At 65.3% G+C, this 22759-nt stretch carries 17 protein-coding genes; 9 read left to right on the top strand and 8 right to left on the bottom strand.

What is annotated here, in order from left to right:
• The first annotated feature begins 201 nt into the window (after nt 1-201).
• Genes KCG88_RS26850 through KCG88_RS26840 form a run of 3 tightly spaced genes read left to right on the top strand, consistent with a single transcriptional unit; the run spans nt 202 to nt 5981 of the window.
• Nucleotides 202-3423 (top strand): efflux RND transporter permease subunit, encoded by a 3222-nt coding sequence (locus tag KCG88_RS26850; protein WP_210713510.1) that lies wholly within the window; start codon nt 202-204, stop codon nt 3421-3423.
• Nucleotides 3413-4579 (top strand): efflux RND transporter periplasmic adaptor subunit, encoded by a 1167-nt coding sequence (locus KCG88_RS26845; protein ID WP_210713509.1) that lies wholly within the window; start codon nt 3413-3415, stop codon nt 4577-4579. Before KCG88_RS26850 ends, KCG88_RS26845 begins: the two co-directional genes overlap by 11 nt.
• Nucleotides 4563-5981 carry an efflux transporter outer membrane subunit gene (locus tag KCG88_RS26840; protein WP_210713508.1) on the top strand — a complete coding sequence of 473 codons (1419 nt, stop codon included), beginning with the start codon at nt 4563-4565 and terminating at the stop codon, nt 5979-5981. The genes KCG88_RS26845 and KCG88_RS26840 overlap by 17 nt, the downstream gene beginning before the upstream one ends.
• A gap of 166 nt (nt 5982-6147) precedes the next feature.
• Here the strand turns inward: KCG88_RS26840 and msrA are convergent, their stop codons facing one another.
• The 7 genes from msrA to KCG88_RS26805 all read right to left on the bottom strand — a co-directional run bounded on the left by msrA (nt 6148) and on the right by KCG88_RS26805 (nt 14974).
• Nucleotides 6148-6597: a peptide-methionine (S)-S-oxide reductase MsrA gene (gene msrA, locus KCG88_RS26835; protein ID WP_210713507.1), complete on the bottom strand. Its 450-nt coding sequence runs from the start codon at nt 6595-6597 to the stop codon at nt 6148-6150.
• Complete coding sequence (locus tag KCG88_RS26830) at nt 6594-7649, bottom strand: glycine betaine ABC transporter substrate-binding protein (RefSeq protein ID WP_210713506.1); 1056 nt, start codon at nt 7647-7649, stop codon at nt 6594-6596. Before KCG88_RS26830 ends, msrA begins: the two co-directional genes overlap by 4 nt.
• Nucleotides 7646-9718: an ATP-binding cassette domain-containing protein gene (locus tag KCG88_RS26825; RefSeq protein WP_210713505.1), complete on the bottom strand. Its 2073-nt coding sequence runs from the start codon at nt 9716-9718 to the stop codon at nt 7646-7648. The genes KCG88_RS26830 and KCG88_RS26825 overlap by 4 nt, the downstream gene beginning before the upstream one ends.
• 113 nt (nt 9719-9831) lie before the next feature.
• Nucleotides 9832-10800, bottom strand: coding sequence for an aliphatic sulfonate ABC transporter substrate-binding protein (locus KCG88_RS26820; RefSeq protein ID WP_210713504.1), 969 nt, complete (start codon nt 10798-10800; stop codon nt 9832-9834).
• Nucleotides 10801-10909: 109 nt separating this feature from the next.
• Nucleotides 10910-11464 (bottom strand): hypothetical protein, encoded by a 555-nt coding sequence (locus KCG88_RS26815; protein ID WP_042940563.1) that lies wholly within the window; start codon nt 11462-11464, stop codon nt 10910-10912.
• A 526-nt stretch (nt 11465-11990) separates the two neighbouring features.
• Nucleotides 11991-13268, bottom strand: a complete 1278-nt coding sequence (locus KCG88_RS26810) for a Zn-dependent hydrolase (RefSeq protein ID WP_210713503.1) — start codon at nt 13266-13268, stop codon at nt 11991-11993.
• A gap of 218 nt (nt 13269-13486) precedes the next feature.
• Entirely contained in the window at nt 13487-14974 is a 1488-nt protein-coding gene (locus tag KCG88_RS26805; protein ID WP_210713502.1) for an NCS1 family nucleobase:cation symporter-1, read from the bottom strand.
• A 622-nt stretch (nt 14975-15596) separates the two neighbouring features.
• Between KCG88_RS26805 and hydA the strand changes: the two genes are divergently transcribed.
• The 3 genes from hydA to preA all read left to right on the top strand — a co-directional run bounded on the left by hydA (nt 15597) and on the right by preA (nt 19898).
• A complete protein-coding gene (hydA, locus tag KCG88_RS26800) occupies nt 15597-17036 on the top strand; it encodes a dihydropyrimidinase (RefSeq protein ID WP_210713501.1) in 1440 nt (479 codons plus the stop codon).
• A gap of 219 nt (nt 17037-17255) precedes the next feature.
• Nucleotides 17256-18623, top strand: coding sequence for an NAD(P)-dependent oxidoreductase (locus KCG88_RS26795; protein ID WP_199522597.1), 1368 nt, complete (start codon nt 17256-17258; stop codon nt 18621-18623).
• Nucleotides 18624-19898, top strand: a complete 1275-nt coding sequence (preA, locus tag KCG88_RS26790) for an NAD-dependent dihydropyrimidine dehydrogenase subunit PreA (protein ID WP_210713500.1) — start codon at nt 18624-18626, stop codon at nt 19896-19898.
• Between the two features lie 178 nt (nt 19899-20076).
• Here preA and KCG88_RS26785 read toward each other — a convergent pair whose 3' ends face one another.
• A complete protein-coding gene (locus KCG88_RS26785; RefSeq protein ID WP_047286116.1) occupies nt 20077-20697 on the bottom strand; it encodes a TetR/AcrR family transcriptional regulator in 621 nt (206 codons plus the stop codon).
• A gap of 264 nt (nt 20698-20961) precedes the next feature.
• Between KCG88_RS26785 and KCG88_RS26780 the strand changes: the two genes are divergently transcribed.
• Genes KCG88_RS26780 through copD form a run of 3 tightly spaced genes read left to right on the top strand, consistent with a single transcriptional unit; the run spans nt 20962 to nt 22673 of the window.
• Nucleotides 20962-21396, top strand: a complete 435-nt coding sequence (locus KCG88_RS26780) for a GNAT family N-acetyltransferase (RefSeq protein WP_047286113.1) — start codon at nt 20962-20964, stop codon at nt 21394-21396.
• Nucleotides 21397-21425: 29 nt separating this feature from the next.
• The gene (gene copC, locus KCG88_RS26775) at nt 21426-21794 is read left to right on the top strand and encodes a copper homeostasis periplasmic binding protein CopC (protein WP_047286111.1); all 369 of its coding nucleotides are present in this window, start codon (nt 21426-21428) and stop codon (nt 21792-21794) included.
• Nucleotides 21795-21797: 3 nt separating this feature from the next.
• Nucleotides 21798-22673: a copper homeostasis membrane protein CopD gene (gene copD, locus KCG88_RS26770; protein WP_047286109.1), complete on the top strand. Its 876-nt coding sequence runs from the start codon at nt 21798-21800 to the stop codon at nt 22671-22673.
• Nucleotides 22674-22759 lie beyond the last annotated feature (86 nt).

The following is a 22759-nucleotide window of genomic DNA, read 5'->3' as shown; positions in this document are numbered from 1 at the left end:
AGTGCGGCGCAGGCCCGGAAAAATCCCCTGCGCCGATGGCCACCAAGCTTGTCGAGGCCCCGGTGCGAGAACAAATGAATCCCCATGAAAGGAATTTCAGGCCTTACCTAAAACTTCCTTCACCTGGCTGAAAGCCGCGTGTTAGGTGGGTCGCTGCAGGCTGCCGAGGTTTGCAACCCCACTCCCTCGGAGGTTTTCGGCATGCTCGGGCTGGTCAAGACCGCACTGCTCAAGCCCTACACGTTCATCGTGCTGGCGATATTCATCTGCATCATCGGGCCCCTGGCGGCCCTGCGTACCCCCACCGACGTGTTCCCGGATATCGGCATCCCGGTGGTGGCGGTGGTCTGGCAGTACAACGGCCTGTCACCGGATGCCATGGCCGGGCGGGTGATCTACACCTACGAGCGCTCCCTGAGCACCACGGTCAACGACATCGAGCACATCGAGTCGCAGTCGCTGCCGGGCATGGGCATCGTCAAGATCTTCTTCCAGCTCGGGGTCGATATCCGCACCGCCAACGCCCAGGTGACGGCGGTGTCACAAACCGTGCTCAAGCAGATGCCGCCGGGCATCACCCCGCCGCTGATTCTCAACTACAGCGCCTCGACGGTGCCGATCCTGCAAATGGCCTTCTCCAGTCCGACCCTGTCGGAGGCGAAGATCCGCGACCTGGTGCAGAACAACATCCGCCTGCCCCTGAGCTCCCTGCCCGGCCTGGCCATGCCCACCCCCATGGGCGGCAAGCAGCGCCAGATCACCCTCGACCTGGACCCGCAAGCCCTGGCCGCCAAGGGCCTGTCGGCCCAGGACGTGGGCAATGCCCTGGCGGCGCAGAACCAGATCATCCCGGTGGGCACCGCCAAGCTGGGCGGCGATGAATACACGGTACTGCTGAACAACAGCCCGACCGCCATCGAGGAGCTCAACGACTTGCCGATCAAGACCGTGGACGGCGCGCTCATCACCATCGGCCAGGTGGCCCACGTGCGCGACGGCTCGCCGCCGCAGACCAATATCGTGCGGGTCGACGGGCGCCGCGCGGTGCTGATGCCGGCCCTGAAGAACGGCAATATCTCCACCCTGTCGATCGTCGACGGTATCCGCCAGATGCTGCCGCGCATCAACGAAACCCTGCCGCCAGCGCTGAAGACCTCACTGCTGGGGGACGCCTCGGTGTTCGTCAAGCAGTCGGTGGGCAGCGTGGCCCAGGAAGGCATCATCGCCGCCCTGCTGACCAGCGCGATGATCCTGCTGTTCCTCGGTAGCTGGCGCTCCACACTGATCATCGCCGCCTCGATTCCCCTGGCGGTACTCTCGGCCATTGCCCTGCTCGCGCTCAGCGGCCAGACCCTGAATGTGATGACCCTGGGCGGCCTGGCCCTGGCGGTGGGGATCCTGGTGGACGACGCCACGGTGACCATCGAGAACATCAACTGGCACCTGGAACAGGGCAAGGCGGTCAAGCAGGCCATCCTCGACGGCGCCAAGCAGATCGTCGGCCCGGCCTTCGTCTCGCTGCTGTGCATCTGCATCGTCTTCGTGCCGATGTTCCTGCTGCAAGGCATCGCCGGCTACCTGTTCCGGCCCATGGCCCTGGCGGTGATCTTCGCCATGGCCAGCTCGTTCATCCTCTCGCGGACCCTGGTGCCCACCCTGGCCATGTACCTGCTCAAGCCCCATACGCCGGAAGCCGGCCCTGGGCATCACCCGGAAGACGCCTTCATCAACCACCACGAGGGCGAGCAGCACGCCAAGCCGCGCAATGCCCTGGTACGCGGGCTACTGGCCTTCCAGCAGGGCTTCGAGGCGCGTTTCTCCAATGTGCGCGACACCTACCACGGCCTGCTGCACCTGGCCCTGGGCCGGCGCAAGACCTTCATCCTCGGCTTTCTTGCCTGCGTGCTGGCCTCCTTTACCCTGCTGCCGAGCCTGGGCCAGGACTTCTTCCCCGCCACCGACGCCGGGGCCCTGGCCCTGCACGTGCGCCTGCCCCTGGGCACACGGATCGAGGAAAGCGCGGCGGCCTTCGACCGCATCGAAGCGCGGATTCGCGAAGTGATTCCAGCCGAGCAACTGGACAGCATCATCGACAACATCGGCATCCCCTTAAGCGGCATCGACATGGCCTACAGCAACAGCGGCACCATCGGCCCCCAGGACGGCGATATCCAGGTCACCCTCAAACCCGGCCACGCCCCCAGCGCCGACTATGTGAAACAGCTGCGTGAAGCCTTGCCGGAAAGCTTCCCCGGCAGCCAGTTCGCCTTCCTGCCGGCAGACATCAGCAGCCAGATCCTCAACTTCGGCGCCCCGGCCCCCCTGGACGTGAAAATCTCCGGGCCCGACGCCGCGGCCAACCGCGCCTTCGCCCTGGAATTGCAACGGCGCCTGCAACATGTGCCGGGCATCGCCGACCTGCGGATCCAGCAGTCCACCGGCTACCCGTCCTTGCAGGTCAAGGTCGATCGCCTGCGGGCCAATGGCCTGGGCATCACCGAGCGCGACGTGACCAACAGCATGGTGGCGTCGCTCGCCGGCAGCTCCCAGGTGGCGCCGACCTTCTGGCTCAACCCGAAGAACGGCGTGTCCTATTCCATCGTTGCCGCCACCCCGCAATACCGCCTGGACAGCCTGCCGGCCCTGGAGGCGCTGCCGGTCACCGGCAGCAACGGCCAGTCGCAGATCCTCGGCGGCCTGGCGGATATCTCCCGGGTCGAGAGCCCGGCGGTGGTCAGCCACTACAACATCCAGCCCACGCTGGACCTGTACGCCAACGTGCAGGGCCGCGACCTGGGCGCCGTGGCCCACGACATGCAAAAGGTCCTGGACGACGCCGCGGCCCTGCGGCCCAAGGGCGCCACGGTCAGCCTGCACGGGCAGATCGACGCCCTGCATGAAGCCTTCAGCGGCCTGAGCCTGGGCCTGCTGGGGGCGGTGGTGCTGATCTACCTGCTGATCGTGGTCAACTTCCAGTCCTGGGTCGATCCGTTCGTGATCATCACCGCGCTGCCGGCAGCCCTGGCCGGGATCGTCTGGATGCTGTTCTTGAGTGGCACCTCGCTGTCGGTGCCGGCGCTGACCGGGGCCATCCTGTGCATGGGGGTGGCCACCGCCAACTCGATCCTGGTGGTGAGTTTTTGCCGCGAGCGCCTGGCGGCACATGGCGATGCCCTCAAGGCCGCCCTGGAAGCCGGCTACACGCGCTTTCGCCCGGTGTGCATGACCGCCCTGGCGATGATCATCGGCATGCTGCCCCTGGCCCTGTCCGAGGAACAGAACGCCCCTCTGGGCCGCGCGGTGATCGGCGGGCTGATCCTCGCCACCGTGGCCACCCTGATCTTTGTCCCCGTGGTCTTCAGCCTGGTCCACGGCCGCCGTCCCCAATCCGCTGTTGCTGGAGAAAACACCCATGTCGCCTGATCACACCCCTTCGCGCAAACGCCTGATGCTGCTGGGCATCGGCGGCCTGAGCCTGGCTGCCCTGCTGGTGGCCGGCGGCCTGGCCGCGCGCACCCGGCATGAACGGGCCGTCGTTGCCTGGACCGAAACCGCCGCCGTGCCGCAAGTGCTGGTGTTCCAGCCGCAGCACAACGTGCTGGGCGACACCCTGCGCCTGCCGGCGCACCTGGAGGCCTGGAGCAAGGCGCCGATCCACGCCCGGGTCAGCGGCTACCTCAAGGACTGGACCCAGGACATAGGCACCCAGGTGGCCGCCGGGCAGGTACTGGCCCATATCGACAGCCCCGACCTGGACCAGCAAGTGGCCCAGGCCCGGGCACGAATGATCCAGCAGCAAGCCAATGCCCGGCTGGCCCGGACCACCGCCGAGCGCTGGCAGAACCTCTTGGCCAGCCACTCGGTATCGCGCCAGGAAGCCGATGAAAAAACCTCCAACGCAGCCGCCGCCAAAGCCAATGCCGAGGCGGCCGCTGCCGACTATGCGCGGCTCTCGGCGCTGGAGGACTACAAGACCATTCGTGCACCGTTTGCCGGCACCATCACCGCCCGCCACACCGATATCGGCCAGTTGATCAAGGCCGACAACGACAGCGACCCGGAGCTGTTCGACCTGGCGGACACCCACAAACTGCGGCTCTACGTGCCGATTCCGCAGAACTACGCCAGCGTGATCCGCCCCGGCCTGCAAGCGCAGTTGACCGTGCCCGAGCACCCTGGCCAGCACTTCAGCGCACAACTGCTGGGCGACTCCACCGCCATCGACCCGCGCTCCGGCACCCTGCTGGCGCAGTTCGTCGCCGCCAACCCGGACGGCGCGCTGATGCCCGGTGACTATGCCGAGGCGACCCTGGCGATTCCCGCCGACACCCACGGCGTGAGCATCCCCGCCAGCGCCCTGATCTTCCGCGCCCAGGGCACCCAGGTGGCGGTGATCGACAGTGCCAAGCGCGTGCACCTGCGCAGCATCCATATCGGCCTGGACCTGGGCGAGCGGCTGGTGATCGACCAGGGCCTGCAAGCCACGGATCAAGTCATCGACAACCCGCCGGACGCCCTGCGCGAAGGCGACCTGGTGCAACTGGCGGACGCGGGAGGCGAACATGCGCCCAAGGCTTAAGCCCCTCGCCGCCCTGCTGTTGCTGGCCCTGCACGGCTGCTCCCTGGCCCCTCATTACCAAGTGCCGGCCATCGACCTGCCGGCGCAGTATCGCGAACAGGACGCCGACGGCCCCTGGCACCCGGCCGCCACGCCCCAGGTGCTCGCCGAAAAGTGGTGGCTGCTGTACCAGGACCCACAGCTGGATGACCTGCAACAACGCTTGCTCCAGGCCAACCCGGACCTCGCCGCGGCCCTGGCCCACTACGACGCTGCCCAGGCCTACGCCAGCCAACTGCATGCCGGGCTGTTCCCGCAGATCAGCGCCAGCGCCCAACCGCTGCGCCAGCGCCAGTCGGACAGCCGCCCCCTGCGTGGCAGCACGCAACCGTCGATCTACAACAGCAACACCGCCGGTTTTGCCCTGAGCTTCGACCTCGACCTGTGGGGGCGGCTTCGCAATCAAGCCGCGGCCGGAGACGCCCAGGCCCAGGCCTCTGGCGACGACCTGGCAGCCGCGCGCCTGAGCCTGCAAAAACAGCTGGCGAGCCTGTATGTGCAACTCAATGGCCTGGACGCCCAGAGCCGCATCCTCAGCCACTCCCTGGAGGATTACGCCCAGGCCCTGCAACTGACCCGCGACCGTTATCAAGGGCAGATCGCCTCGGAACTGGACCTGACCCGGGCCCAGAGCCAACTGGCCAGCGCCGAAGCCGAACTGGACGAAGTGCGCGCCCAGCGCAACCTCACCGAACACGCCATCGGCGAACTGGTGGGCGAGCCGGCCAGCCAGTTCCACCTCGCGCCCTCTGCGCAACTCTTGAGCCTGCCGAGCATTCCCCGGCAACTGCCCAGCACCCTGCTGCAACGAAGGCCGGACATTGCCGCGGCCGAACGCCGGGTCTACGCCGCCAATGCCGGCATCGGCATCGCCCGCGCCGCCTGGTACCCGGATTTCAGCCTGACCGGAATGCTCGGCGGCCAGACCCAGGGCGTGGGCAACCTGCTGGCGGCGGGCAATCGCTATTGGGCCCTGGGGCCGTTGGTGAACCTGCCGATTTTTGACGGCGGGCGGCTGAGCGCCAATGAGCGCCAGGCCCACGCCGAGTTCGAAGAGGCTGCCGCGCATTACCGTGGACAGGTGCTGCGGGCGGTGCGTGAGGTGGAGGATAACCTGGGGCAATTGCGGGACTTGCGCCAGGAAGCGCTGGATCAGCAGGCGGCGGTAAATGCTGCCCAGCACACCCAGACCTTGGCCATGAACAGCTATCAGGCCGGAGCAGTGAGTTACCTGGATGTGGTGACGGCGCAGACCGCGGCCTTGCAGGCCCAGCGGGGGTTGCAGGCGCTCCAGACGCGGGAGTTGCAGGCGAGTGTGGGGTTGGTGGTGGCGTTGGGTGGGGGGTGGAAAGGTGGGGCTTGAAACCTGAGGCGGAATCCTTGTTGCCTGCCTGATTGTTGTATGTCCCGCGCCCCACCCGCGGTAGGAGCTGGCTTGCCAGCGAAGGCGACCTCGAAGGCGCCGCAAGGCTCGCAGACCTCTTCGCCGACAAGCCAGTTCCTACAAAAGCCGGCGTACCTGCAAACGATCAGATGTGGCAACTGCTCAGGCCGTTCTTCTCCAGGTAGCGCTGGTGCGCTTCATCCGCCAGGTCGAAACGCCCCAGGGGCACGATCACCGTGGCCACGGGTTTGTTGAGGCGGCCAGAGTCCTGCAGGGCAACCTTGGCCGCCCTCGCCTCTTCGGCCTGCAAAGCGTTGGTGTGGAAGATCGCCGAGCGATACTTCACCCCACCATGCTCACCCTGGCGATCCACCGAGGTGGGATCATGCAGCCCCCAGAAGTGTTCGATCAGGGTCGAATACGCCAGCACCTGCGGGTCGAAATCCACCTGCACCACTTCAATTTGCACCGCCTCGTCCCCGGCTTCCACGGCGTAGCCGACGCGGCTGTCGATAACGCCCGGCAGCGCCCGGAACGCGGCTTCCGCGCCCCAGAAGCAGCCGGCGCCGAAAGTCGCCTGTTCAATCTCACTCATTGAATCGCTCCCACTTTTTCACCGCTGGCACCCAGCCAGCCATCAACGATCTGCGGATGCGCCGCCACCCATTCCTTGGCCGCCTGCGCTGCCGGTTGCTGTTCCTTTTCGATTTTGAGAATCAGGTCGTTCAGGGCCTGAGGTTCGATGCTGAAGTTCTCCAGGAACGCGGCAATTCGCGGTGCGCGTTTTTGCAGGGCGCTGGACGCCAGGACATACACCCGGGCATCCGGGTAGGCGCAGGTGATCTTGCTCTTGCTCAGCCAGTCGGCATCCACCGTGGGGCTGATGAATTTCCAGCAGCCGTCGGCCTTGTACAGCGGGTCGCCCTTCTTGTTGTCCTGGGCGTAGCCGTCGAACGCCGGTTCATCCAGGCGGCGCAGGTCGAAGGCGGAGAAGATCCAGTCCGGGGTGTAGGCGTAGAAGACCACGCCGCGCTGGGCTTTATAGGCCGCCGCCAGCTTGGCGTAAGTCACCGAGGCTTCGGTGGACACCGATTCGAATTTGTCGGCAAAGCCGAAATCCTTGGCCTTGATCTCACCGATGTAGGTCGACTCCCAGCCCGCCGGGCCCACCAGCAGTTGCGCCTTGCCGCCGCCCAGGGGTTCGAAGAGTTTCGCCACTTCGGGCTTTTGCAGGTCGTAGACCGACTTCACGCCGTATTTGTCTTGCAGGTAGCCGGGGATGTAGAAGCCCTGAACCCCCAGGTACGGCTGTTTGTTGGGCACCAGCGAGCGAGTGCCGCCGGTGACGTATTTGGCCCAGGCGGCGGACTGGTTGGGCAGCCAGATGTCGGTGAGCACGTCCACCGAGCCGTCGCCCTTGGCGGCAGCGGCAAACAGCACCGGCACGTCACCGGCGAGGTAGGAAACCTCGCCGTCGAGGCGGCTCTTGATCACTTCGCCAAGGATGTTCTGGATGGCGATGGCGCCGGTCCAGTTCTGCTCGCCGATGACGATCTTGTCCTTGGCCAGCACCGGCAGGGACAAACCCAACAACAGCGCGGCGGCGCCAAGGGTACGGGTAAACGACTTGTTCAAGGGACACCTCATGATTGCTGCAATGTACGATCCCGCTGGCGCAGGGTCGCTTGAATGATGCGGTCGGGAATCAGCGCGCAGAACACGATCGCGGCGCCGGCCAACATGCCCTCGCCGCCCTTGATGTTGCGCAGTGCGGTCATCACGTCGTAACCCAGGCCGCCGGCGCCGATCAGCGCCGCCACCACCACCATCGACAGGCTCATCACCAGGGTCTGGTTGATCCCCAGCAGCAAGGAGCCCGCAGCCAGGGGCAGTTCGACCTTGGTCAGGATCTGCCACGGCGTGGCGCCGTGGGCCAGGGCCGCTTCGACGGCGGTCTTGGGCACTTCCTGAATCCCCAGGGCAGTGAGGCGGATCATCGGCGCCAGGGCAAAGATCACCGTGGCGATCACCGCCGGGGTCTTGCCCACCGAGAAGAACGCCACCGCCGGGATCAGGTACACGAAGGTGGGCAAGGTCTGCATCACGTCCAAGAGCGGAGTGATGAGGCGCCGGGCCAGGGCGCGCTTGGCCAGGAGGATGCCGGCGGGCACGCCAATCAACAGCGAGATCAGCACCGAGGAGCCCACCAGGGCCAGGGTGGCGATGGTTCGTTCCCAGAAACCGAACAGGCCGATGTAGAGCAAGGCCGCGGCGCTGGTCAGGGCCAGGGCCGCGCCGGCGCTGCGCCAGGCCAGCAGCACCAGGGCCAGGGCCGGCACCGGCCAGGGCAGCCAGCCCAGCAAGCTTTCGATGCTTTCGATCACCGTGCGCACGGCGACGATCACGCCGACGAAGGTGCTTTCGAACGTCACCTGGGACCAGGCAATCAGTTGATCGATGGCCGCGGCGGTGCCCAGCAGCACTTGCCGGTCGGCGGGAAATTGCAGCCAGGGGCCCGAGGCATCGGTGGCCAATACCCGCCACAGCACCAGGGCCTGGGACAGCAGCAACACCAGCCACGGCAGACGCCAGTCCGAACGCCCCAGGCGGCTGGGGCGGCGGGCCAGGGCCAGGCTCAACAGGCGGCTGAGCAGCAAGCCGATGAGCGCCAGGGCGGCCCAGGCGAAGCTGGCCGTGGCCAGCCCTTGCCCCAAGGCTGCGGCCGCCCCCAACTCCAGGGCGAAGCCCAGCCAGTACAGGCCACCACGACCGCTGGCGGCCAGAGCGGCGGGCCCCAGCAGCAGGGCCTGGGCAAAGGACAGCCCGGGGCTGACCGGTGCCGGGGCCGTCGCGCTCTTGCGCGGGGCAATCGTCGCCACCGGCGTGGCGCTGCGGGCGCCGTGTTCCTGGAAGAAGTCCGCCACTTCGGCATCCGCCGGCTGCTTCAGCAATTCCTCGGGCGTGCCGACCTGAATCAGCTGGCCGTGGCGCAGCACGGCGATACGATCCGCCAGGCGCAGGGCTTCCGCCGGGTCGTGGGTCACCAACAAGGTGGTGATGCCGCGCTCGCGCACCACCTGCAGAAAATGGCTTTGCAGGTCGCGGCGGATGGTCGGGTCCAGGGCGCTGAAAGGTTCGTCCATCAGCAGGATGTCCGGCTCGCTGACCAGGGCCCGGGCCAGGCCGACCCGCTGCTGCATGCCGCCGGACAGCTCATGGGGGCAGTGATCGCCCCAGCCTTCCAGGCCCATGGCCTGCAGTTGCACATCGGCTGCGGCATGGCGCAGGGCCTGGGGTTCGCCGCGCAGTTCCAGGGGCAAGGCGACGTTGTCGCGCACGCTGCGATGGGGCAGCAGGCCGAAGTGCTGGAACACCATGCCAATGCGCCGGGAACGCAGGGTGCGCAGTTCCCGGGCCGAAAGCTGGCTGATGGCCGAACCGTCGATCAGCACTTCGCCGCTGCTGGGCTCGATCAACCGGTTGATATGGCGCAGCAAGGTGGACTTGCCGCTGCCGGAGGTGCCCATCAGGCACAGCACTTCGCCACGGCGCACCTTGAGGCTGACCTGCTCAACCGCTGGCGGAGCAGACTGGCCACGGCGGCGGGCGTAGTGCTTGGTCAGGTGGCGCAATTCCAGCACCACATCGGCGCTATCCGCAGGCGGGCTGGACGAGGCAGGGACGGCAAAGGCCTCTTGGGGGTGAACGGCAGACACGGGAACTCCTGACGCCGGGCGCGGGATGGCGTAGCCGGCGGTGAACAAGAAAAAAGGGGGGAACTGTTCGCCGGCAAGCCGGCTCCTACAGGCGAAAGCGATCTAACGGTCAATTACAACGATTTCGGGCTCCACAACTGCACCGCCCGGGCATCCACCGGCTTGGGCAACAGCTTTTCCTGGTAGAAGGCATCGGCGATTTTCTGCTGCTCGCCCAGGGCGTCGGGCTTGACCGCTTCTACCTGGTAGGTGCGGCGGCTGTTGGCCAGTTCCACCGTCGGCACATCCAGGTTGCCCCACAGCGGGCCCAGCAGTTTTGCCGCCTCGGCCGGGTGCGCCTTGACCCAGGTGCCGGTCTTCTGCAGCTCGGCGAACACTTGCTGCAGCACCTCGGGATGGGCCTTGGCGTAGTCATTGGACGCCAGGTAGTAACGGCGATAACTGGCCAGCCCCTGGCCGTCGTGCAGCACCCGCGCGCCCTGCTGGCGCTGGGCGCTGGCAACAAAGGGTTCCCAGGTGACCCAGGCATCGACCTTGGCGGTTTCCAGCGCCGCGCGGCCATCGGCCGGGGTCAGGTACACCGGCTGGATATCGGCGAAGCTCAAGCCCGCTTCGCGCAAGGCGGCGATCAGCAGGTAGTGGCTGCCGGCGGCCTTGGTCACGGCGATGCGCTTGCCCTTGAGGTCGGCCAGGGACTTGAGCGGCGAATCCTTGGGAATGACGATGGACTGGGCCGCCGGGGAGGGAGTCTCGCTGGCGAAATAGGTCAGCTGGGCCCCGGCGGCCTGGGCGAAGACCGGCACCGTGTCGGCGACATCGGCGCTGATGTCGACATTGCCCACGTTCAGCGATTCCGCCAACGGCAGGCCGCTGGTGAACTCGTGCCAGGTGATGTTGACGCCCTGCCCCGCCAGCTGTTTTTCCAGGGTGCCCTGGGCCTTGAGCAAGGCCAGCAGGGTCGAGGATTTCTGGTAGCCGATGCGCAGGTCGGTATCGGCCTGGGCATTGAGGGCCATGCCCAGCGCCAGGCCGGCCAGGGCGGTGATCGACAAGCTACGACGCAAAGCAAAGGGCAGGCGCATGGGGGCGAACCTTCTGAGAGACAGGAAAGTCGCTAAAAGCTAATCGATCTAACAAATCTAAAATAAATACTTTTTAGGAATTAGCTTAGGTTCGTGCGGTTGACCGGTGTTAACGGCCGCAGGGCACCGATCCACCGAACTTCGACTGTCGCATACAGAAGTAGCTGTGCTTCTTCAAGGTGACCGGGGCTGCCGCACAGGGCAGTAGGGCCTGATTGACCTCAATCGACAAGCGCTCGCCCTGCAGCTCACGAGCGTCCAGGTGGATGCGACAGCTGTTCGCCAATTGACGGGATGGATAGCCAATAGAGCTGATGACCCGGTTATCCATCTTCAACACCAGGGGGTTCTCTGCCGATGAAGTGCAAGTCACCAAGCCCGGGTGACTGGCACGGATTTCCACGGAGTCGTCATCACTGAGCGAGGCGGAAAACAAGGGAACCAGAAACAGCGAGACCAGTTGGTGAGGAGTGCTGGACTGCACACTCACATAGAGCGGCTCGGCCCCGCAGGCCAGCTTGAACGAAGTGCCCTGGTCATAGTTGCCGGTGCTGGCATCCTGCCAACCGCCGAGGCTGTCGGCCTTCCAGTCGTGGCCCCATTTGTAATCGATACAACCGCCCAGGCTCAGAGCCAGGGCCAGACAGAGCACCATCCTGTGCATATTCGGCATCCCATGGGAAAAGTTCGCCAGTGTACGCCAGGCAAAGCACCCCACGATGCCCCGTGTAGGAGCTGGCTTGCCAGCGAAGGCGCCGGCACGGGCGACGCATGCCTTGCGGGCCTCTTCGCCGGCAAGCCGGCTCCTACGGGGATCGTGGTGTGGGCTGATTCATGGAAACACCACAAGCCCCGTGTAGGAGCTGGCTTGCCAGCGAAGGCGCCGGCACGGGCGACGCATGCCTTGCGGGCCTCTTCGCCGGCAAGCCGGCTCCTACGGGGATGGTGGTGTGGGCTGATTCATGGAAACACCACAAGCCCCGTGTAGGAGCTGGCTTGCCAGCGAAGGCGTCGGCATGGGCGGTGCACGTCTGGCGGGCCTCTTCGCCGGCAAGCCGGCTCCTACGGGGATCGTGGTGTGGGCTGATTCATGGAAACACCACAAGCCCCGTGTAGGAGCTGGCTTGCCAGCGAAGGCGTCGGCATGGGCGGCGCACATCTGGCGAGCCCCTTCGCCGGCAAGCCGGCTCCTACGCTTGGCGCTGGGCGATGGCCTGGGAGGCGGCGAGCATGGCGCGCAGCAGCACGGCGCAGCCGGCGGCGAGGTCGTCGGGGTCGGCGTTTTCGATTTCGTTGTGGCTGATACCGCCTTCGCAGGGCACGAAGATCATCCCCGCCGGGCCCAGTTCGGCGACGAAGATCGCGTCGTGCCCGGCGCCGCTGACGATGTCCATATGCGACAGGCCCAGCCCCTGCGCCGCACCGCGCACGGCTTCGACGCAGACGGGGTCGAAGTACAGCGGCGGAAAGTCCGCGGTGGGGGTCAGTTCGTAGCTCAGGCCGTGTTCTTCGCAGGTGTTGTCGATCACCTGGCGCACCTCGGCAATCATCGAGTCCAGGCGCGCCGGCTCCAGGTGGCGGAAGTCCAGGGTCATGCGCACCTCGCCCGGAATCACGTTGCGCGAACCCGGGTAGGCTTGCAGGCAGCCAACGGTGCCACAGGCGTGGGGCTGGTGGCCGAGGGCGGCGCGGTTGACCGCCGCGACCACGGCCGCGGCGCCCACCAGGGCGTCCTTGCGCAGATGCATCGGGGTCGGGCCGGCATGGGCTTCCACCCCCCGCAGCTTGAGGTCGAACCACTTCTGCCCCAGGGCGCCGAGCACCACGCCTATGGTCTTGCGCTCGTCTTCCAGGATCGGGCCTTGCTCGATATGCGCCTCGAAATAGGCGCCCACCGGATGCCCGCTGACCGGGCGCGTGCCGGCGTAGCCGATGGCGTTCAGGGCCTCGCCGACGCTGATGCCATCGACGTCGGTCTTGGCCAGGGTGTCTTGCAGGGTGAATTTCTCGGCGAACACCCCGGAGCCCATCATGCACGGCGGGAAGCGCGAGCCTTCTTCGTTGGTCCACACCACCACTTCCAGGGGCGCCTCGGTTTCCAGCTTGAGGTCGTTGAGGGTGCGCAGCACTTCCACCCCGGCCAGCACACCAAAGCAACCGTCGAACTTGCCGCCGGTAGGCTGGGTGTCGATATGGCTGCCGGTCATTACCGGTGGCAGGTGCGGATTGCGCCCGGGACGGCGGGCGAAGATGTTGCCGATGCCATCCACCGTGACGGTGCAACCGGCCTGCTCGCACCACTTCACGAACAGATCCCGGGCCTGGCGGTCGAGGTCGGTCAGGGCCAAACGGCAGACGCCACCCTTGACCGTGGCGCCGAGCCTGGCCAGTTCCATGAGCGACTGCCACAGGCGGTCGCGGTTGATGTGCTGATGGCTGGATTGCAGAACCTCGACGGCAGCGTTCATGGTGATTTCCTCAGGCGTTTCTTCTGGTTTTGTCGGGGGATGCGTGGCGCAATCGCCCGGGATAACGGCCTAGCAACAATCGGTAGGAGCCGGCCGGGCGGCGTTGCGCTTGCCGGCGAAGGGGCCCGCAAGATGTGCGTCGCCCTTGCCGACGCCTTCGCTGGCAAGCCAGCTCCTACGGGACGGGGGTGGTGCCCGCGAGCACGTTGGTTGGGTGTTCATGTTGGGGTCTTGGCGGTCGCCACCTGGGGGCTGCGCCAGGTGCACAGGCCGTAGTAGATCAAGCCGCCCAGGGCCGAGCCGGTGAACCAGCCGTAGCTGTAGAACCAGTTGAAGGCGCTGCTGCCCAGGGACATCAGGGTCAGGGCCACCGGTACGCCGAAGGCGATGAAACCGTGCCAGTTCCACGCCGGGTAGACGTCGTCGCGGTACAGGCCGGCCAGGTCCAGGCGCTGTTTCTTGATGATGAAGTAGTCCACCACCATGATCCCGGCAATCGGCCCCAGCAGGCTGGAGTAGCCCAGCAGCCAGTTGGAATACACCGTCTCCAGGCTGACGTCGGAAATCAGCAGGCCGAGTTTTTTCAGCAACTCGTGGCCCATCAGCGCCAGCCCCACCAGGCCGGTGAGGATCACCGCGGTGGTGCGGCCGATCAGCTTGGGCGCCAGGTTCTGGAAGTCGTTGGTGGGCGAGACGATGTTGGCGGCGGTGTTGGTGGACAAGGTGGCGATGATGATCAGCGCCATGGCCAGGGCCACCCAGCCCGGGCTCTGGATATGGCCGATCAGGCTCACCGGATCGGAGACGGTCACGCCCACCAGTTTCACCGAGGCGGCGGTCATCACCACCCCCAGGGCGGCGAACAGGAACATGGTCAGCGGCAGGCCGAAGATCTGCCCGAGGATCTGGTCCTTCTGGCTTTTCGCGTAGCGGCTGAAGTCGGGAATGTTCAACGACAAGGTGGCCCAGAAACCCACCATCGCCGTCAGCCCGGCCATGAAGTAGCCGGTGACACTGGCACCCTCGGGACGCTTGGGCGGGATCGCCAACAGCTCGGTCAGCGACACGCTGGGCAAGGCCCATACCAGCAGGCCGATGCCCACCGCCACCAGCAGCGGCGCGGACAGGGTTTCCAGCCACTTGATCGATTCGGCGCCGCGCAGCACCACCCACAGGTTGAGGGTCCAGAAGATCATGAAGCCGATCACCTCGCCGGTGCCGCCCAGGGCCTTCCAGTCCTCGAAGATCGAGCCCAGGAACAGGTGGATCGCCAGCCCGCCGAACATCGTCTGGATGCCGAACCAGCCACAGGCCACCAGGGCGCGGATCAGGCACGGCACGTTGGAGCCGATGATGCCGAACGAGGAGCGCAGCAGCACCGGGAACGGAATGCCGTACTTGGTGCCGGCAAAGGCGTTGAGGGTCAGGGGCACCAGCACCACGATATTGGCCAGCAGGATCGCCAGCAGCGCCTCGCCGACACTGAGGCCGAAGTAGGCGGTGAGCACCCCGCCCAGGGTGTAGGTGGGCACGCAGATCGACATGCCGATCCACAGTGCGGTGATGTGCCATTTGTTCCAGGTGCGTTCCTGGACCTGGGTTGGTGCAATGTCGTGGTTGTAACGGGGGCTGTCGAGTACGTCGCTGCCGGCGTCCAGCTCGTACAAGCCGGCGCGCTCGGTCACCTGGGATCTGATCTGTTGCATGGCCGCTCCACTGTTGTTCTGATTATTTTGCTCATCAGGCCGGCACACCAAGGGACAGCGCGCCGGACGATGGCCGGAGAACTTACGACTTCCACCCTCCGGCACATCGACCTGCGGCGGCACTCAATAAAGATGCCAAGTACTTGCGCGGTCGTTGCTGCACGGCTAGCGGAATCCATGTAAACAACTGATGTCATTGGGTTTTATGCAAACAACTTTCAAGCCCTTGGTTAGTTGCCAACTCACTCAGGCCGGGTGTTTGGCAAGTTGTCCATCTGGTCAGGACCCAAAGCAGTGCACGGTTACTTTCTTAGTTACTTCCCGGTCTTCCCAGCGCCTCCTCAAGCAGCTGATTTGACATAGGAAATCTCGACTATTTTTCGATCCTGTCAAGTGCGTCAAAATGGTGAGAGGCTGCACCATTTTGCGGAATTTAACTTTTAATCGTTATTTTTCAATAAGTTATATTGAATATAAGCTTATAAAAAATATTCTTGATGTTTCTTTGAAGTGCGACTAGCTTCTAATCCTGTCACCGCTGACAGGATTATTTAAGTTGTCAGCGCGTTCAATAAAAAAGTTAGAACCGACAGCAGTCGGTCATGCCTGCGAGGAACTCGGAATGTCTCTGTTGATCCGTGGCGCCACCGTTATTACCCATGATGAAAGTTATAAGGCCGATGTTCTATGCGCAGAGGGTGTGATTCGCGCCATCGGCAACGATCTGGATATTCCCGCCGGCTGTGAAGTACTCGATGGCAGCGGCCAATACTTGATGCCCGGCGGCATCGACCCCCATACCCACATGCAACTGCCCTTCATGGGCACTGTGGCCAGCGAAGACTTCTTCAGCGGCACCGCGGCGGGCCTGGCAGGCGGCACCACCTCGATCATCGACTTCGTGATTCCCAACCCCCAGCAGTCGTTGCTGGAAGCCTTCCACCAGTGGCGCGGCTGGGCGGAAAAGTCCGCCAGCGACTACGGCTTCCACGTGGCCATTACCTGGTGGAGCGAACAGGTACGCGAGGAAATGGCCGAGCTGGTGCAGCACCACGGCATCAACAGCTTCAAGCACTTCATGGCCTACAAGAACGCCATCATGGCCGCCGACGACACCCTGGTGGCGAGCTTCGAGCGCTGCCTGGAGCTGGGCGCGGTGCCCACGGTGCACGCGGAAAACGGCGAACTGGTCTATCACCTGCAACGCAAGCTGCTGGCCCAGGGCATCACCGGCCCCGAAGCCCACCCGCTGTCGCGGCCTTCGCAGGTGGAAGGCGAAGCCGCCAGCCGGGCCATTCGCATCGCCGAAACCCTGGGCACGCCGCTGTACCTGGTGCACGTCTCGACCCAGGAAGCCCTGGACGAGATCAGCTACGCCCGAGGCAAGGGCCAGCCGGTCTACGGTGAGGTGCTGGCCGGGCACCTGCTGTTGGATGACAGCGTGTACCGCGATCCAGACTGGCAGACTGCCGCCGGTTACGTCATGAGCCCACCCTTCCGCCCCCTCGGCCACCAGGAAGCCCTGTGGCGCGGCCTGCAATCGGGCAACCTGCACACCACCGCCACCGACCACTGCTGCTTCTGCGCCGAACAGAAAGCCGCCGGCCGCGATGATTTCAGCAAGATCCCCAACGGCACCGCCGGCATCGAGGACCGCATGGCCGTGCTGTGGGATGAAGGGGTGAATACCGGGCGCCTGTCGATGCAGGCGTTCGTCGCCCTGACCTCCACCAACACCGCGAAGATCTTCAACCTCTACCCGCGCAAGGGCGCGATCCGCGTCGGCGCCGATGCCGACCTGGTGCTCTGGGACCCCCACGGCAGCCGCACCATTTCCGCCAAGACCCACCACCAGCAGGTGGACTTCAGCATCTTCGAAGGCAAGACCGTACGCGGCGTGCCCAGCCACACCATCAGCCAGGGCAAGCTGGTGTGGGCCGCCGGCGACCTGCGGGCCGAACGCGGCGCCGGGCGCTACATCGAACGCCCGGCCTACCCGGCGGTGTTCGACCTCTTGAGCAAGCGCGCCGAGCGGCACAAGCCGACGGCGGTTAAACGCTGATCCCGGGGGGGGCGTTGCCCCCCCTATCGCGAGCAAGCTCGCTCCTACAGAAACCCATGCCCCCTGTAGGAGCTGGCTTGCCAGCGAAGGCGCCCGCCAATCCCTTGTAAGAGTCAAAGGCCTATTCGCCGGCAAGCCGGCTCCTACGGATATGGGTGATCCCAGCTATAGAAAATGCCCGTCAGAGGCAACCAAGAAACGAACCGTGAGGCCAAAACCGTGATCAAGACCTTGAACCACTTGCCCCACCCGACCCTGGACGGCGCCACCCTGGCCGGCCATTTCAGCGACCTGGCGCCGCCGCTCAACGCCCGCCAGGCCCACCTGGAAGCCTCCCGCTGCCTGTATTGCTACGACGCGCCCTGCGTCAACGCCTGCCCCAGCGAGATCGACATTCCTTCGTTCATCCGCAATATCCACACCGACAACGTCCAGGGCGCGGCGCAGAAGATTCTCTCGGCCAACATCCTCGGCGGCAGCTGCGCCCGGGTCTGCCCCACGGAAATCCTCTGCCAGCAGGCCTGCGTGCGCAATAACGCCCAGGAGTGCGCGCCGGTGCTGATCGGCCTGTTGCAGCGCTACGCCCTGGACAACGCGCACTTCACCCAGCACCCGTTCCAGCGCGCCGCGCCTACCGGCAAGCGCATCGCCGTGGTCGGCGCCGGCCCGGCGGGCTTGTCCTGCGCCCACCGCTGCGCCCTGCACGGCCATGAGGTGGTGATGTTCGAAGCCCGGGACAAGGCCGGCGGCCTCAATGAATACGGGATCGCCAAGTACAAGCTGGTGGATGACTTTGCTCAGCAGGAGCTGGAGTTTCTACTGGGCATTGGCGGCATCGAGATCCGCCATGGGCACCAGCTGGGCGTCAACCTGAGCCTGACCGAACTGCACCAACAGTTCGACGCGGTGTTCCTCGGCCTCGGGCTGGCCGCCAGCAAGCAACTGGGGCTGGCCGACGAAGAAGCCCCCGGGCTGCTGGCCGCCACCGACTACATCCGCGAGCTGCGCCAGGCCGACGACCTCAGCCAACTGCCCCTGGCCGAGCGCTGCATCGTTCTCGGCGCTGGCAATACCGCCATCGACATGGCGGTGCAGATGGCGCGCCTGGGTGCCAGTGACGTCAATCTGGTGTACCGCCGGGGCGTCGAGGACATGGGCGCCACCGAGCATGAACAGGACATCGCCAAAGCCAATCAGGTGCGCCTGCTGACCTGGGCCGCGCCGCAACAGGTGCTGCTGGATGACCGGGGCCGGGTGCGCGGCATGCGCTTCGCCCGTACCCGCATGGTGGAAGGCCGCCTGCAAACCACCGGCGACACCTTCGAACTGGCGGCCGATGCGATCTTCAAGGCCATCGGCCAGAGCTTCGACGCTACAGCCCTGAGCGACCCGCTAGCCCGGGAGCTGCAACGCAGCGGCGATCGTATCCAAGTGGACGAACACCTGCACACCAGCATTCCAGGGGTCTACGCCGGAGGCGACTGCGTCAGCCTGGGCCAGGATCTCACCGTGCAGGCGGTACAACACGGCAAGCTGGCCGCAGAAGCCATGCATGCCCGGCTCATGCTCAATGTGGAGGCTGCATAAATGGCCGATCTGTCGATTGTCTTCGCAGGTATCAAGGCGCCCAACCCATTCTGGCTGGCCTCCGCGCCGCCCACCGACAAAGCCTACAACGTGGTCCGCGCGTTCGAGGCCGGCTGGGGCGGCGTGGTCTGGAAAACCCTCGGCGAGGACCCGGCGGCGGTCAACGTGTCGTCGCGCTACTCGGCGCACTTCGGGCCCAACCGCGAGGTCATGGGGATCAACAACATCGAGCTGATCACCGACCGCTCCCTGGAGATCAACCTTAGGGAAATCACCCAGGTGAAGAAGGACTGGCCGGACCGGGCGCTGATCGTCTCGCTGATGGTGCCGTGCGTCGAGGAATCCTGGAAAGCCATCCTGCCGCTGGTGGAAGCCACCGGTTGCGACGGCATCGAACTGAACTTCGGCTGCCCCCACGGCATGCCGGAACGGGGCATGGGCGCGGCGGTGGGCCAGGTGCCGGAGTATGTCGAGCAGGTGACTCGATGGTGCAAGACTTATTGCTCGCTGCCGGTGATCGTCAAGCTGACGCCGAACATCACCGACATTCGCATGGCCGCCCGCGCCGCCCATCGTGGCGGGGCCGACGCGGTGTCGCTGATCAACACCATCAACTCCATCACCAGCGTCGACCTGGAGCGCATGGTGGCCCACCCCATAGTGGGCAGCCAGAGCACCCACGGCGGCTACTGCGGTTCGGCGGTCAAGCCGATTGCCCTGAACATGGTGGCCGAGATTGCCCGCGACCCGCAGACCCGCGGCCTGCCGATCTGCGGCATTGGCGGCATTGGCAACTGGCGCGATGCGGCGGAGTTCGTGGCCCTGGGCTGTGGCGCCGTGCAGGTGTGTACGGCGGCAATGCTGCATGGCTTTCGCATCGTCGAGGAAATGAAGGACGGGCTGTCGCGGTGGATGGACAGCCAGGGCTACCGCAGCCTGCAGGACTTCTCCGGGCGCGCGGTGGGCAACACCACCGACTGGAAGTACCTGGACATCAACTACCAGGTGATCGCCAGGATCGACCAGCAGGCCTGCATTGGCTGCGGCCGCTGCCATATCGCCTGCGAAGACACCTCGCACCAGGCGATTGCCAGCCTCCGGCAAGCCGACGGCACCCATGTATATGAAGTGATCGACGACGAGTGCGTGGGCTGCAACCTGTGCCAGATCACCTGCCCGGTGCAGGACTGCATCGAGATGGTGCCCCAGGACACGGGCAAACCGTTCCTCGACTGGCTGCACGACCCACGCAACCCCTACCGCGAAGCTGTTTGAGAGAGAGGCCTGCTCTTGCCGGCGAAGGTGGTCTTGCGGGCCTCTTCGTTGGCAAGCCAGCTCCTACGGCTGGCAGGAATATCGCGGGAGGTTCTGTAGGAGCCGGCTTGCCGGCGAGGGCGGTCTTGCGGGCCCCTTCGCTGGCAAGCCAGCTCCTACGGGAAGCGGCGATGCAGGTTCAGGGCTCCAGCCCGATACCCCGCAGGATGACGCTGGTGACGGTCTGCACCGCGCGTTCGAATTGCAGGTCCGACAGGGGCTGGTGGTCGTTGAGGATCATCACCTGATGGTCGAAGTCGGCGTAGTGCTGGGTCGAGGCCCAGATCATGTACAACAGGCTGGAAGGCTCCACCGGCAGGATCCGCTCGTCCTCCACCCATTGGCGGATCTTCGCTTCCTTCATCTTCGCCCAGTCGTAAAGGCTGGCATCCAGGGTCTCGCCCAGGGTCGGGGCGCCGTGCATGATTTCGTTGGCCCAGACCTTGGAACCATAGGGCCGGCTGCGTGAATGCTGCATCTTGGCGCGAATGTAGCTGCTGAGCACCACCCGGGGGTCGTCGAACATCTCGAAGCACAGGGCGTCCTGTTTCCAGACGTCCAGCAGGTCCAGGAGCACGGCGCTGTACAGCTCGTTCTTGGTGCTGAAGTAGTAATGCAGGTTGGAGCGCGGCAGTTGCACTTCTTCGGCGATGTCGGCCATGGCAGTGCCGGCATAGCCCTTTTCAGCGAAGATTTTCTCGGCACCCAGGAGGATCTTTTCCACGTTGCTGCGGCGAATCTCGATCTTGTGATTGCCCATGAGGGCTCCTACGAAAACAGTCTGGGGCAAGACTAGCATCCGCCCGCCCACTGCGGGGAGCTGCCAGGCCTGCGACATCGCCGGCCTGCGTCGGTCTTTCACCGCCCGGCCATATTGGGTAGGATCGGCCTCCCGCTCATTTGCAGCAGCCACTGCGGTGCTCCGTCCAGGCGTTAATTCGCGACACGGGCATACAGGTCTCTGCCCGAATGCCGGCCCTGCCCCATCGCCGGCCATCTGTCCTGTTACCGATGGAACATGCTCATGAAGATTCGCCCTCGCGTCGCTGCGGACGACGCCCTGCTGACCGCGCTCTGGGAGCGTTCGGTGCGCGCCACCCACGACTTTATCGCTGAAGACGATATCCAGCGTCTCTACCCGCTGGTACGCGACAGTTACCTGCCGGCCCTTGAGGCCTGGGTCTGGGAGAACCCCGACGCCAGCCCCGCAGGCTTTATCGCCACCAGTGACGACACCGTACAAATGCTGTTCATCGAACCGGCCCAGCGCGGCCAGGGCATCGGTCGCAAGCTCCTGGACCATGTGCGCCGTCCCGGCCTCAAGGTCGACGTCAATGAACAGAACCCCCAGGCCCATGGCTTCTACCGTCACTATGGTTTCGTCGACTGCGGCCGTTCGGAAACCGACGGTGAAGGCCGGCCGTTTCCGATCATTCACATGCAGTTGCAAGACCAATGAGCCCCATTCTCTATAAAGGTAAACCTGCCATGACCCTGAAAAACCTCTTCACCACCACCGCCCTGCTGACCTCCCTACTGGCCGCCAGTTCGGTGTTCGCCCACGCCCACCTCAAAAGCTCGACCCCGGCGGCCCAAAGCAGTGTCAGCGCGCCCAGCGAGCTGCGCCTTGTATTTAGCGAAGGCGTGGAAGCGGCCTTTACCCAAGTCACGCTGAGCAAGGACGGCGCGCCGGTGGAGGTCAAAAGCGTCGCCACCGAAGGCGCGGACAAGAAGACCCTGGTGGTCACCCCGGCGGCCACGCCGCTGCGCGCCGGCGAGTACAAGGTGGAATGGCACGCCGTGTCGGTGGACACCCATAAGAGCGAAGGCAGCTACAGCTTCAAGGTGAGCCCTTAATCCATGGCGTCATGGCTGGTGCTGTGCCGCTTCGTGCACTTTGCGGTGGTGCTGACCCTGGTGGGTGCCTGGGTGTTTCGCCCGCTGCTGCTGGGCCGTGGTTCAGCGCACAACGGCCAGGGCGCCGTGCATCGACAGCTCGATCGGCTCAGCCGCTGGCTGGCGCTGGCCGGCCTGGCCAGCGGCCTGTGCTGGTTGCTGCTGATCACCGCCAGCATGGCCGGCTCCTGGCCGGCAGCGCTGGACCCGGCGACCGTGCAGTTGGTGCTGGGCAAGACTTTCTTCGGCCAGGTGTGGAGCTGGCACCTGTCGCTCAACCTGCTGTTGCTGGGCCTGCTGCTGACGCCGCTGGGCCGGCGCCTGCCATTGCAACTGGGCCTGGGCGCCCTGCTCCTGGCAACCCTGGCTCCGGTGGGCCACGGCGCCATGCTCGATGGGTTGGCGGGGCAGTTGCTGATCCTCAATCAGGTCGTTCACCTGAGCTGCGTGGGCGTCTGGCTTGGCGGTTTGCTGGTGTTGCTGCTGGTGTTGCGCCAACCACCGCAGGCCTCTGTGGAACCGCTGTTGCGGCGTTTCAGCGGTGTGGGGTACGGCTTGGTCGCGGGGTTGCTGGCAAGCGGCCTGATCAACGTGCGGGTGCTTACCGGGCAATGGTGGCCAACGCCCTTGTTCAGCGGCTTTGCCCTGATCCTGCTGATCAAGGTGCTGCTGGTGGCGGGCATGCTCGCGCTGGCACTGTTCAATCGCCTGCGGATTCGCGGCTGCGACCAGCGCCTTGCCGGCCTGCGCAACAGCGTGCAGCTGGAATGGCTGCTGGGCGTGGCCGCAGTGGCGGCGGTCTCGTTGCTGGGCACCTTGCCGCCGATGCAGGTTATCTGAACACCCCCCACCCCACCTTGTAGGAGCTGGCTTGCCAGCGAAAGCGCCCGCAACATCAGCGCAAATCCTGCGGGCCTCTTCGCCGG

This window comes from Pseudomonas sp. MWU349, assembly GCF_017947325.1.
Lineage (GTDB): Bacteria > Pseudomonadota > Gammaproteobacteria > Pseudomonadales > Pseudomonadaceae > Aquipseudomonas > Aquipseudomonas protegens.
The sequence above is the reverse complement of the archived record's forward strand: the minus strand, read 5'-3'. Positions and strand labels throughout refer to the sequence as shown.